This is a genomic window from Papillibacter cinnamivorans DSM 12816, assembly GCF_900176335.1.
Lineage (GTDB): Bacteria > Bacillota > Clostridia > Oscillospirales > Oscillospiraceae > Papillibacter > Papillibacter cinnamivorans.
This window is the reverse complement of record NZ_FWXW01000001.1, coordinates 210,224-222,995: the sequence shown is the minus strand read 5'-3', so window position 1 is coordinate 222,995 and position 12,772 is coordinate 210,224. Positions and strand designations below refer to the sequence as shown.

The window sequence follows — 12,772 nt, the reverse complement described above, 5'->3', positions numbered from 1 at the left end:
TATTCACGCCTCCGGGCGCGAACCCTGCGAGGCTTTGTCTGCAATCTGAAAAAACGTTCCCCGCCGATAGTTCGGCGGGGAACGTTTTTTCTGTTATAAGGCGGGGCCGCTATTCGCACCTGTCCGGACTTTTGCGGTGAGTGCCGTCGCAGAAGGGAAAGTTCTTGGAGCGGCCGCAGGAGCAAAGGGCGAGGACGGAACCGCGTTTGAGGACGTTTCCGGTGTAATCGGTGACTTCCGCGGGGCCCTCCACGTACATGGGGCCGTTTTTCACCGTTCGGATCCGAACGGCGGCGGGGTGGCTGTCCTCATATCCCAAAGAGCCCACTCCCCCGGCCAGGGAGGGATCCACACGGGAGCCCTCGGGCAGAGAATACCGCAGGGCGCCGGAGGGGCACCGGTCGATGGCACGAATGATCTCCTCCGGCTCGGCGGCGTTCACGTCCACCCAGGGACGGCTATCCAGCCGAAAGACATTCGGCAGCAGACGCAGGCAGGTTCCGGGGTGGGCACAGAGCTCGGGATACCAGTAGACGATGATGTTCTCGTTCCGATAGGTTTTCACGATGCCACTTCCCTTTTGTGAGCTCCGCCGACGGGCGGGACGGCCGCCCGGGAGCAAAGCGTTTTTTCTTCCAATTATAGCACGGCACCGGAAAAGCGGCTACAACGTTTTTGAAGGTATGGAGGGAAAAATTCCCCTTCCCCACCGCGGGAAGGAGAATTTTTCATGAGACGCGGGAAAATCTCAAGTATTTTCCCGCGTCTGTATCGGATTTCAGAGGTTCGGCAGGATGCCGGGGATCAATAGGGCCGTCCGTCCAGGCCGCTTACAATCTCGATGCCGGTGACGAAGCCGTCTTTCACCACGTATACGATGGCTAAGATGCTCTCTTCCGTCTCATGATAGACATACACCGCGTCGTGGGCGCCGAAATACTCGTCCCCGTCGTTTATTAGGCCGGTGGCCGTTTCCAGGGGCATATTCTTAAACCGCTGCTCCAGGACCCCGAGGCTGTCCCCCACGGCCACCTCCAGGACGGAGCTGCCCTTGGCTGTGCTGCGGATATGGAATACGTAGAAAACGCCGTCGGCAGGGTGGAGATAGGAGATTTCCAGGCCGCCGCCGTTTACCCTGACTACGGTGACCTTGCCGAAGCTCTCGGCGGTATGGTTCTCGAAGGTACCTTCGGGCAGGCTATACCCGAAGGGGTATTCCAGGGGGTATTTGTCCAGGTACAGGGCTGCGCCGTATTCGGGGACGGAGAGGCAATAGGGGCTTTCGGTATAACTGAGAGTATAGACGATGGCCTGCCGCAGGAGCGCCTCCTCCTCGTCGGAAAAACGTTCGCTGAGGCATTGGCTCTCCAGAGCGCTGTCCGCGCGCCACTGCATCGCCAGGAGGGTGTCCAGGCCCTCGGAGTAGGCCCCGTCGGAGGTGAGGTACGCCTTTGCGATGTAATAATCCCGATCTTCCTGCAGATACCCCAGGGCCGCGTCCCGGAGAGAGACCCAGAGAGGATCCCAGAAATCGGCGCCGTAGTCCCGTTCCAGCTGCGGCCAGGTCTCCCGGGTGAAGTTTTCAAAACAGGGCAGCAGGTCGTAGGCACTCACGGAGCCGCCCTCCATGAGGGTGGGAAGATAGTCGTCTATATTACCCGAGGAAGCCTCGAAGGAACCGGTTTCGTCGGGCCCCACCTCTATGCTGTCGACGTTGACCGCATGGCCGAAGACTTCTCCTATAAAGGAGAGGGCCACCTGTTCCGGATCCAGAAGACCGGTTTCATGTCCCGCGTCGCACCGGGCCTGGAGATTTACATAGTATTCTTCCGAGGAGGCGCCGTCGGCGTCCGGGAAATAGGGATAGGTATAACCGTTGGCGTCCATCCAGCGCTCCACGCACCAGATACCGGTATCGTCCTGACGAACAGGGCGGGAGAGGACGAGGGTCCAGACGATATCCCGCCTGCCCTCGGAGGCGTAATACGGATAGTATTTGATGAAGACGTGCTCTCCCTCGTAGGTGTAGGCCTTGTCAAAGAATTCGGAGTCGGAATAGACCGTGAGGGAGTTTCTCGAAACCATGTCGCTTTTCACAAAATCGCCCAAGGCGGACAGAAGCTGCGAAAAAGTCTCGGAGTCGTCCGGAGACTGCACGTCGGTGGCGATAAAGAAACCGTAATAGTAGCTGTCGTCTTTGGCGAAAAAGCTCTGGCCGCTACCGTCGGAGCTGAGGAACTGCTCGTACTGGGCCTGCGTATAACGGACAATGGTGAAGAGCCAGCCCATGCCCTCGTATTTCTCGTAGACGGACTTATCATAGACATGGAGAAGCTCGGTGCCGCCGGAATTATCCGCCGGGTCCACCAACACCTGGTCCGCGTATTCCTCCGGAATGGCGATGGTGATGCCGGAGCGTTCATACAGGGTGACGGGGACGGTACTTTCGGGGACGGTACTTTCCTTTGCTCCGGTGAAGGTGCAGCCCGCCGCCAGGGCGGCGATGAGAAGGACCGTCGCAAGGGTCCCCGTGAGCATCCGGGGCTTTTTGGCGATGAGGGTGATCCTCTCCCGGATCCCGCGTTTTCCCGAGGTCATGGTGGTGGCGCAGTAAAGGAGCTGCCCCGGGGAGCCGCGCCGGGCGGTAAGGCCGATGAGGGTCCGGCCGTATTCCATGCGCCGATCCTCCCCCAGAAGCCGGATGGCGCCCTCGTCGCAGGCAAGCTCCGCATCCCGCCGGGAAAGAGCCGCGGCCAGCCAGACAAGGGGGTTATACCAGTGCAGGGCCAGGCACGCGCATCGGCCGAGAGCCCAGATGTGATCCAGGTGCCTGAAATGGGTGATCTCGTGGGCAAGGACGGCTTTTCGCGTCTCCCCTTCTTCCGATGTTTCCGGCGTTAAGTAGACCGCCGGGCGGAAAAGGCCGAAAAGGCAGGGCGAGGGAAGGCCCTCCGCCTCGTACACGGGAAGGGGAAAATCCCTTATGTCCAGACGCCTGCGGGATTTTCTGAGTTTTCGGTAAAAGAGCAGATTGGACGCGACAAGACAGATCCCCACGGCGGCGATGCCGCAGTACCAGACGACTTTAGCCGCGGCCGCCGGAGAGACGGAGGCGCGCTCCCGGGCGTAGGACTCCATCCGGGCCTCGTCCGGCTCCGGGACCTCCCCGGGAGAGATCCCGTGATCCGCGGCATACGCCTTTTTATATTCCTCGGCGCTGGAGAAGGCCTGCACCGGGCGGACAGGAATCACGGGACTGGACACGGCGTCCCCCGCGTTTTCCACGGTTTCCCCGGGGAGCAGGTTCAGAGAGTTGAGAACGCTCATGGAGCTGGGCAGGAGGGAAAACGGCAGCAGCAGGCGAAAAAGCACGAGAGCCCACAGGGCGTACTGGAGGCGTAGGCTGATTTTTCCCCTGAGAATCCTGCGCAGCGCCGTCAGGATCAGAATCAGCGCGGAGGCAGAAAGAATGGTCTCCGTCATTTTTGCCCCTCCTCCGCCTTTCTCAGGATCTCATACAGCTCGTCGATCTCTTCCTGTGTCAGTTCCCGGTTCTCCGCCATGGAGCTCATCATGAGGCTGACGCTGCCCTGATATACCTTATCCAGGAACTCTTTCGTCTCTTTGGCGGTGGCCTCTTCCCGCTTGAGATTCGGGGAATAGAGCCTGGTCCCGCCTTCCGACGTACTTTTCAAAAGGCCCTTGGACGCCATCCGCCGGAGCATGGTAAGGGTGGTACTCTTGCTCCAGCCCACGCGGCGTTTCAGATCGCTCACCACCTGCATGGACGAGCGGGGGGAGTCCTCCCAGAGGCACTCCATGAGGCTCCATTCGCTCCCCGTCAGGCTTCGGATATCCTGCTCCATTTTTCATTCGCCTCCAATTGGGTTTACACTGTAAACCAAGCATACACCCGAAGGTCTACATTGTCAACCTGCTAATGGAAAATATTTTCACTTTACTGTCTTCCGCTTAATTCAAGGACGGTTTTCCAAGGGAAAGGTTCCCCCGTATAAAGGCGAAACCGCCGGGAGCGCAGTGCTTCCGGCGGAATTCCGATTTACGGCGTTTGTTGGGAAGGAGACTTTTCCGAAGAGTAATACCCGCGGGCTTCGGCCTCGGTGTAGCTTCTGGCGCGAGAGAGAAGGTTTTCCTGGCGGAGCTTCCGGTCCATAAGCTTTTTCTGGGTTTCGTCGTCTCCGCTCACCAGAAGGGCAAAAAGGCGGAGAGTGCGGAAAAAGCCCGGACTTTCCCCAAAATGGATGACAATCCCGGTTTCCTCAAAGGCAATACGGAGCAGCCGGGTGTTGGGGGTCTCCACAAAGGAGATGATAACACGAAGCTCATCCCGGTTCCCTGGGTCCTCTCCCCAGCTGGCGCTGGCGCCCACGAGATACTGCTCGCCCCCCACCGTCACGGGAGAATACCTGGGCCGGCCGTCCATACCCGCCAGGATCAGATTCACGTCCTTCCCTTCGGAAAAGAGAAGGGAGCATTCCCCGGGGGAAAAGCTTACCTTGAAACGGGAGAAGCCCCGGGAATAGTTGGCATGCACCATCTGCTGAATCAGAGGCAGGACGGCGCCGTTATTCTTTTCCATATGGAATTCCACGCCGTCGGCCTTTCCGGCAAGGGGCGGAACGGAAGAAGACGCCGTTTTCCTGGGTTTTAAGGAGGACAGGCTGTCGGAAACCCGGGGACGGGGGCGGAATACCGTGAGGTGATCCAGAAGATCGCGCAGCGAGGCGAGAGCTTCGGGGCTTTCCGGCAGGGGCGAGCCGCTGTAGACCCCATCGTCGTAAAAAAACCGCTCCACGACGTCGGAGGGCGAATCCGTGAGAAAGGCGCACTCCGAGCCTCCGGTTACGGCAACCACCAACTCCTGATCGGGCACCACGATGAGAATCTGGCCAAAGGCACCGTTAAACTGGTAGGCCCCCTTCCGGGAACACATCCAGATCTGATATCCGTAGCCGTCCTTCCCGTCGCCGGAGGGAGCGAAAATATGAGGCCGGGTGGCCTCCCGGACCCATTCCTCCGGAATCAGCCGGACCTGATTGCCGTCTTTGCCCCATAGTCCGTTCTGCAGGTACAGCTGGCCCAGCTTCGCCATGTCCATGGCGGTGAGGCAGAGGCCCCAGCCCCCTTTTTCGATGCCCCGGGGACTGGTTTCCCATTCGACCTCCCCGATCTCCAGGGGATCGAGCAGACGCGGGCGCAGGTATTCCAGAAGGCCCTGGCCCGTCCGTTCCCGGATCGCTGCGGAGAGCATATAGGAGTTCATGCTGTTGTACTGGAATTTCGTCCCCGGCTCAAAGGCGAGATCCGATTCCAGAAAGGTGCGGATCCAGTCCCGGTCCAGCATGGAGCCCACCTCGTTGAAGCCGACGCCGGAGCTCATGGTGAGCAGATGCCGGATCCGCAGGGGCTCCCGAAAGAGGGAGCTGACGGAAAGACCGCGGCCCGGAAAGATGTCAGAAAGCCTGTCGTCCAGGCCGAAGCGCCCTTCTGATATGGCGATGCCCACCGCGGTGGAGGTGACGCTCTTGGAAAGGGAGTACATCATCTGGGGAACATCGGCCCTGTAAGGCTTCCAGTATCCTTCGGCGATGATCACACCCCGGCGGAGGATCACCGCGCTGTGGGGATAGAGGCGCTCCGTTGTCTCCAGCGTGCGGAAAAAGGCCTCGATCAGCCGGGAGGAGATTCCCTGGGATTCGGGGCTTCCCTTGGGAAAGGGGTATTTTGGAACCACGGAGCCGTATAATTTTTTCTTCTGCGGGGTGTACTCGTAGGCGCAGATCCTGTCGTGCTCCCCGTTTAAAAACAGGTTCGTCAGGTTCATGGCCTTCATTTTCCAGATCAGATCCATAGGCTATCTCCCGGGCGGTGACGCCGCCCTGTTATTCTATGGTTACCTTGGCGTTTCCGGGAACGATGTTTACATAGCTGGTTCCCTTCCCCAGGACCAGTTCGCCGCCGTTTTTCAGGGTATATACGAAGGGGTCGTTGTCGGAAGCTTTGGACCATTTGATTTCCACCGATTTTCCGCCGCAGGCGAAGTATCCGGTGCCGCTGCCCACCAGATCCACCGTGAGGCGGCCGGCGGTGTCGCCGGGGATGAGTGCTATGTCGGCCCGCAGGACGAATACGTTTTTCACGGCCACCTGCTCGTCACTGTTTCCGTCCACATAGGGCGCACCATACTCGCTTGCGAGATACAGACCGGAGGCGGAATCGTATGTGAAGACGCCGGTCTTGTAGCTGGAGAAGACAATCGTGAGTTTATCCGCCGCAGTTCCGTTTTCCGGGACGGCATCCTTGGAAAACTTCATGCGGTATTCATAGTCGTCCTCGTGGCGCAGGCGGATATCGTATGTAGGAAGAAGGCGGGCGATGCGCTCTCCGGAGGTGAAGACGCTGTGCTCATATCCCGCGGTCTTGATACGCTCCTGATCCCGCCAGAAAAGATCGGCGGCCTTGTTGCCCCGGACGGCGTCCAGAGCGTCGATGCCCTCGGTTTTTATATCGCTGTAAGCCTGTTCGCTGCCGCCGGCATGGATCAGAATGGCGTCGTGCCCGGTGACCACGTCCAGATAGTAGGGCCGGGTACTGCGGACGCTGCCGATATCCCCCACGACGGAGGGATCCTGGAAAAGGGCCAGCATCCGGGTGATGCCGCCTTCCGCGGGGATTTCATAGATGATGTCGGCCTGGGACTGCCCGTGCTGGGGCAGGGCCGCCTTAAGGTTGTTGAGCATCACGGCCACGGGCCGGTCGGCCACCTTGGAGTCCTCAATGGGCATGCCGGTGAGGGGGTTAATCCCGGTATATCCGTTGGGATTGTCCGGATCCACCGTGGGAGAGGGTTCGGTAACCTCGGGGGAAGGGGTCGGACTGGGCGAAGGCGAGGGAGAGGGCGACGCCCCGGAGGAGCAGCCCGCCAATATCAGGCAAAATACCATTCCAATCAGAATAAGACGCTTCATCAGGTGTCCTCCCCTATCCGCAATCATTCAAAGCCACGCCGCATTCCGCCATTCCTGCGGTAAAAACCAAGTTGGACTTTATACAAATCATACCGGTTCAGGACAGTCCTGTCAATGGAGACGGGAAAACGGATTTTTCGGCAAAATACGACCGGGGATATTCCGCCTTTCATTTCTGTGATATACTATCCTCAGCAGGCGCATATCGACGGGCCGGAACGAACGGGACGGCACGGCGGCGGAAAGGAGCCTACCCATGGCGAGATATGGATTTATCCATGACAAGCTGGAGATAAAGTTTTTGATTTTGTATATCATGGCCCGGGTGACGGAGCCCATCAGCTTCGGCACGCTCACCGAGCTTACCCTCTGCGACGAGGGCATCGACTACTTCGAATTTGCCGAGGCGGTCCACGAGCTGGTGGGAACAGGGCATCTGGAGCAGGACAAGGAGGAGCTCTTCCGCATTACGGAGAAGGGACTGAAAAACGGGGACATCTGCCAGAGCAGCATCCCCTACTCCGTCCGGGTCAAAGCGGACAAGCAGGTGGCCGTCCTCAACGGGCGGCTGCGGCGCAATGCCATGATCCGCACCGGGAGCGAACCCCGCCCCGGCGGGACCTTTACCGTCCGGCTTTCTTTGGACGACGATCTGGAGAACATCCTCACCATCGACATGCTGGCGGCGTCCGCCGAGTACGCCGGCAAGCTGGAGGAAAATTTCAAAAAGCACGCCGAGGAGATTTACAACGCCGTCCTGGGGGTGCTGCTGTCGGATTACTCCAAGGACGAGGAGGAAGAATAGGGTTTTTTGATTGCCAGATGTATAATTATACCAAATGGAATTATATTCCTGCTGTATTTGCTTCGACTCCCTCTCATTTTCCAATGGAGGGGGTTTATTTTTTTGTTTTTTGGGGGACGGGGGTTATGCGCTTTGCTGGGGGTAACTTTTTATTTCTACAAAAAGTTATCAAAAACAGACCAAGGGGCCGCGGCCTCCTTGGATTCCCGGGGAGGGATATTCCTGTGGGCGCTTTCAATGACAGATTGACTATCGGCAGTTTCAAACGCACAGACGACCCGGTGGCAAGAGGACATTTTTTCAGCCCGCGATCGGGACTCTCCGGATTTGAGAATGTGGGGCTTAATGAGTCTGCGAAAATCTGCTCTGTGCGGCGATTAAGAGGAAAGCGCGTATTATTATCCAATGTTGATATGTAAACCATATTCGAGGCCAACAACGTAAGAATTCACTATAAGAAATAGGGGTCGGGATTGCTTGCGGCAATCCCGACCCCGTTTTTTATTTTACAACCACATTTTCCTCCCCCAGCCATTCCCGGAGTTCTTTCAAGAGGGCGGGGTGTACGACGCAGGAGGCGCCCAGGCGCTTCGCGCAGTCTGTAAAGGTGATGACCATGCGGGAATTGCCGGGGAACATGGTGAGGACGAGGCGCAGGCGGGCAAGCTCGGGGCCGTCCTCACTGGGAAGTTTTATGTAAACAGAGGAGGGCTTCTTCCCTTCCGGCCCGGCGTCCGGTACGCAGGTGGAATCCGGGGAATCGGCACCGCCGGGAGCGGTGTCGGAAAGCGGACGGACGGAATCGCACATGAGCTGGGGGTCTTTGTCGTCCCGGGCGGAGAGCCTGCCCTGAACCAGGACGGGATTGTTTTCCCGGATCTGGCCGCCGCACTCGTCCAGCACCCGGGCGAAGCAGAGCATTTCCATGGAGCCGGAGTCGTCCTCGATGGTGACGTAGGCCATGAGGGTGTTATTCCTGGTGGTTTTGGTCTTCACCGAGCCGATGACGCCGGCCAGGGTGATCCGCTGCTCGTCCCGGTAGACAGACGGCCCCCCCTCCTGGGCAAAGTCGGAGAGGATACGTCCCATTGGGACGGCGCCGGCCTTCCGGAGGGAATTGCGGTACTCGTCCATGGGGTGGCCCGAAAGGTAAAGTCCGGTGGTCTCCTTCTCCATGGCCATGAGCTCGGCCTTGGAAAATTCCCGGACGTCGGGGTAATGGATCTCCGGACAGGAAGCCTCCTCTCCCCCGCCTCCGAAGAGGCCCAACTGGCCCTCCACATTGCGGCGGCGGTCGCAGGAGATGGCCTCCACCACGAGATCGTAGACCTGGAGGAGCTGAGAACGGGCCTTTCCGAAGAAATCGAAGGCGCCGCAGCGAATCAGGCTTTCCATGGCGCGGCGGTTGAGATCGTACCGGAACATCCGGGAGCAGAAATCCGGGAAAGAGATGAAATCGCCGTGCTCCTCCCGTTCGGCCATGACGGAGCGGATAAAGCCCCGGCCGATGTTCTTCACCGCCACGAGGCCGAAACGGATGTCGTCCCCCTCCACGGTAAAGTCGTCGGAGGAACGGTTGATATCCGGGGGAAGAAGCCGGATGCCGTATTCCCGGCACTCGGAAATATATTCGGCCACCTTGGCGCTGCTGTCCAGAACCGAGGTCAATAGAGCCGCCATATATTCCCGGGTGTAATGACGCTTGAGGTAAGCCGTCTGGTAGGCGATGACCGCGTAGCAGACCGCGTGAGCCTTGTTGAAGGCATAGTTTGCAAAGTCGAAGATCTCCTCGTAGACGGCCTCGGCGGTCTCCCTGTCCACGCCGTTATTCACGGCGCCCGAGATATTCCGGGCGGGGTCGCCGTTAATAAAGGCCTCGCGTTCCTTAATGATCTCGGCCTGCTTTTTCTTGGAGATGGCCCGCCGCATCATGTCGGCCTGACCGGCGGAATAGCCCGCCATCTTTTTGAAGATCTCGATCACCTGCTCCTGATAGACGATGCAGCCGTAGGTGACGTTGAGGATCCCCTCCAGCATGGGGTGCTTGTAGCGGATGCGCTCCGGGTTCTGCTTGCAGGCGATGAACCGGGGGATGGACTCCATGGGGCCGGGACGGTACAGGGCGATGATGGCGGTGATGTCCTCGATGCTCTGAGGACGCAGGCCGGTACACACCCCGGTCATCCCCGAGCTTTCCATCTGGAAGACTCCGGAGGTTTTGCCGGAGGAGATCATGGCGAAGGTCTCGGGGTCGTCGTCGGGAACGGTATTTAAATCAAAATCCGGGTGCCGCCTGCGGATGAGACGGACCGCGTCGTCGATCACGGTGAGGTTTCTAAGACCCAGAAAGTCCATCTTGAGAAGCCCCAGCTCCTCCAGGGTGGTCATGGGGTACTGGGTGACCACGGATTCGTCGTTTTTGGCCAGGGGGACGTATTCGTACACCGGAAGGCGCGTTATAACGACGCCCGCCGCGTGGGTGGAGGCGTGGCGCGGCATGCCCTCCAGGGACTTTGCGGTGTCGATGAGGTTTTTGATGCGCTCGTCGGACTCGTACATATCCTTTAAGGGGCGGGAGAGCTTCAGGGCGTCCTCCAGGGTGATGTGAAGGGTGGAGGGCACCTGCTTGGCCACCGCGTCCACCTCGGCGTAAGTGAAATTCAGGGCCCTCCCCACGTCCCGGATGGCGCCCCGGGCGGCCATGGTGCCGAAGGTGACGATCTGGGCCACGTGGTCGGCGCCGTATTTATCAATGACGTACTCGATGACCTCTGGGCGGCGCTGGTAGCAGAAGTCGATGTCGATATCGGGCATGCTGATGCGCTCGGGGTTCAGGAAACGCTCGAAATACAGGCCGTATTTCATGGGGTCCACGTCGGTGATCCCCAGGCAGTAGGAGACCATGCTGCCTGCGGCGGAGCCTCTGCCGGGGCCCACGGGGATCCCCTTCCCCTTGGCGTAGGAGATGAAATCCCCAACGATGAGGAAATAGTCCACGAAGCCCATGCGCCGGATCATCTGCATCTCGAAATCCAGCCGGTCCAGGTAATCTTTGCCGCCGCCGGGGTAGCGCAGGGCGAAGCCCTCTTTGCACAGGCGCTCGAAGTATTCCCAGCCGCCGAGACCCTGGGGGTGCTTGAATTCCGGCAGGTGGTGCACCCCGAACTGGAAGACCAGATTGCAGCGGTCGGCAATCTCAGCGGTGTTTTTCAGAGCCTCTGGGCATTCCGGGAAAAGGGCGGCCATTTCCTCTTCGGATTTGATATAAAATTCGTCGGTGGCGAACTTCATGCGGTCGGGATTGTCCACCGTTTTATTGGTCTGGACGCACAGGAGCACGTCCTGCATCCGGGCGTCCTCTTTGGCCAGGTAATGGGCGTCGTTGGTGGCCACCAAAGGCAGACCGGTTTCCCGGGAGAGACGCAGAAGACCGCGGTTCACCTCCCGCTGCTCGGGAATGCCGTGATCCTGAAGCTCGAGATAATAATTGTCTTTCCCGAAGATCTCCGCCATCTCCAGAGCATAGCGCTTCGCGCCCTGGAAATCCCCCGCGAGCAATAGGCGGGGTAGCTCCCCGGCAAGGCAGGCGGACAGGGCGATGAGCCCCTCCGAGTGGGCGCGCAGAAGCTCCATGTCCACCCGGGGCTTGACGTAAAACCCCTCGGTGAAGCCAAGGCTCACGATATAGGAGAGGTTCCGGTATCCGGTCTCATCCTTGCACAGGAGGACCAGGTGCCGGGCCTCCCCGTCCAGCTCGTGGACCCTGTCGAAGCGGCTGCGGGGAGCCACGTAGACCTCGCAGCCCACGACGGGCTTGATGCCGGCGGACTTGGCGGCTTTATAAAAATCCACCGCGCCGTACATGACGCCGTGATCGGTGACGGCGAGAGCCGTCTGACCCAGCGCCTTGGCGCGGTCCACAAGCCCCCGGATCCGGCAGGCGCCGTCCAGGAGGCTGTACTCGCTGTGAACATGGAGATGTACAAAGGACATGGCGGCTTCCTTTCCAGCGGTTTTCCGCCCCGGTTCCGTTTCCGGGCGTTTAACGGGAGAGCTCGTCCAGTTTTCTCAGACGGTGACAGAGGCAGGACTTGGTAACGGGGGGCTCAAAGAGGACGGCAAGCTCGCTGAGAGTGGCCTCGGGGTGCTCGGTGCGGAGCCGGGCGGTCTCCCGGAGCTTTTCGGGCAGCGCGTCCAGCATGCCCTTTTCCCGGAGCCTGCGGATGGCGTCCAGATGCTCCTGGGCGGCGTCCACGGCTTTTCCTAGGTTGGCGGTGTCGCAGTTTACCCGGCGGTTCACCCCGCTGCGCAGATGCTTTTCCACCTTGGCGGACATGATCTTCATGGCGGAGACCGGCGCGCCGATGGTAGTTAGAAAATCCTCGATGGATTCGCTCTGCTTGAAATAGGTGATGTAATTGGCGTTGCGGGGGGCGGCCTTGGGGGAAAACGACATGTCCAGAAGCAGGGCGAAAAGCTCCCGGCTCACTTTGAAATGGGGGGTGGCCAGTTCCAGGTGGTAGCGCTTTTCCGGGTCGGTGACCGAACCGCCGGCCAGAAAGGCGCCCCGGAGGAAAGCCTGCCGGCAGCAGTCCTCCTCCAGAAGACCGAAATTGATGTCATGGGAAATATGCCTTCCGGGGGTGTAGCCGAAGGCGTCGAAAATTTCCCGGAGCTTTTTGGGGTCGGTGATTTCCAGGTGAAGCTTGCCGGAGACGTCGGGCGAGTCCGGCAGGAGATCGAACCGGAGGCGGAAGGCCTTGTAAAAGAGCTTCGGGAGCCTCGCGGCCACGGGGCGGCTCCCCGTGACGATCCGGATCCGGACGGGGGAAAAGGTGTTGCAGTACAAAAGCACGCCGTAAGCTTCCGCCCGGGCGCAGCAGGTCTTATTCATGGGAATGCGGCAGAGTTCCGCTTTGGTTTCGGACGAAAAGGACATGATGCGCCTCCTTGCAGGGGCCTTATTGCCGGCGTCTCT

General features: G+C 59.5%; 8 protein-coding genes. 1 reads left to right on the top strand and 7 read right to left on the bottom strand.

Translation table 11 applies throughout. The features are described 5' to 3' along the window. Positions 1-109 precede the first annotated feature (109 nt). The 5 genes from B9A13_RS01080 to B9A13_RS01060 form a co-directional block, all read right to left on the bottom strand. Positions 110-565, bottom strand: a complete 456-nt coding sequence (locus B9A13_RS01080; protein ID WP_084233187.1) for a (4Fe-4S)-binding protein — start codon at positions 563-565, stop codon at positions 110-112. A gap of 239 nt (positions 566-804) precedes the next feature. Then, a complete protein-coding gene (locus B9A13_RS01075; protein ID WP_084233186.1) occupies positions 805-3,483 on the bottom strand; it encodes a M56 family metallopeptidase in 2,679 nt (892 codons plus the stop codon). Next, the gene (locus tag B9A13_RS01070) at positions 3,480-3,866 is read right to left on the bottom strand and encodes a BlaI/MecI/CopY family transcriptional regulator (RefSeq protein WP_084233185.1); all 387 of its coding nucleotides are present in this window, start codon (positions 3,864-3,866) and stop codon (positions 3,480-3,482) included. Before B9A13_RS01070 ends, B9A13_RS01075 begins: the two co-directional genes overlap by 4 nt. Before the next feature lie 194 nt (positions 3,867-4,060). Continuing rightward, positions 4,061-5,872 (bottom strand): serine hydrolase domain-containing protein, encoded by a 1,812-nt coding sequence (locus B9A13_RS01065; RefSeq protein ID WP_084233184.1) that lies wholly within the window; start codon positions 5,870-5,872, stop codon positions 4,061-4,063. Positions 5,873-5,903: 31 nt separating this feature from the next. Next, a complete protein-coding gene (locus tag B9A13_RS01060) occupies positions 5,904-6,989 on the bottom strand; it encodes a DUF3048 domain-containing protein (protein WP_084233183.1) in 1,086 nt (361 codons plus the stop codon). A gap of 256 nt (positions 6,990-7,245) precedes the next feature. Between B9A13_RS01060 and B9A13_RS01055 the strand changes: the two genes are divergently transcribed. Further along, the gene (locus B9A13_RS01055; protein ID WP_084233182.1) at positions 7,246-7,794 is read left to right on the top strand and encodes a DUF4364 family protein; all 549 of its coding nucleotides are present in this window, start codon (positions 7,246-7,248) and stop codon (positions 7,792-7,794) included. A gap of 501 nt (positions 7,795-8,295) precedes the next feature. On the opposite strand, the gene B9A13_RS01045 is transcribed toward B9A13_RS01055, so the two are convergent. After that, positions 8,296-11,787: a DNA polymerase III subunit alpha gene (locus B9A13_RS01045; RefSeq protein ID WP_084233180.1), complete on the bottom strand. Its 3,492-nt coding sequence runs from the start codon at positions 11,785-11,787 to the stop codon at positions 8,296-8,298. A 49-nt stretch (positions 11,788-11,836) separates the two neighbouring features. Further along, positions 11,837-12,733: a DNA-binding protein WhiA gene (whiA, locus tag B9A13_RS01040; protein ID WP_084233179.1), complete on the bottom strand. Its 897-nt coding sequence runs from the start codon at positions 12,731-12,733 to the stop codon at positions 11,837-11,839. Between the last annotated feature and the right edge of the window lie 39 nt (positions 12,734-12,772).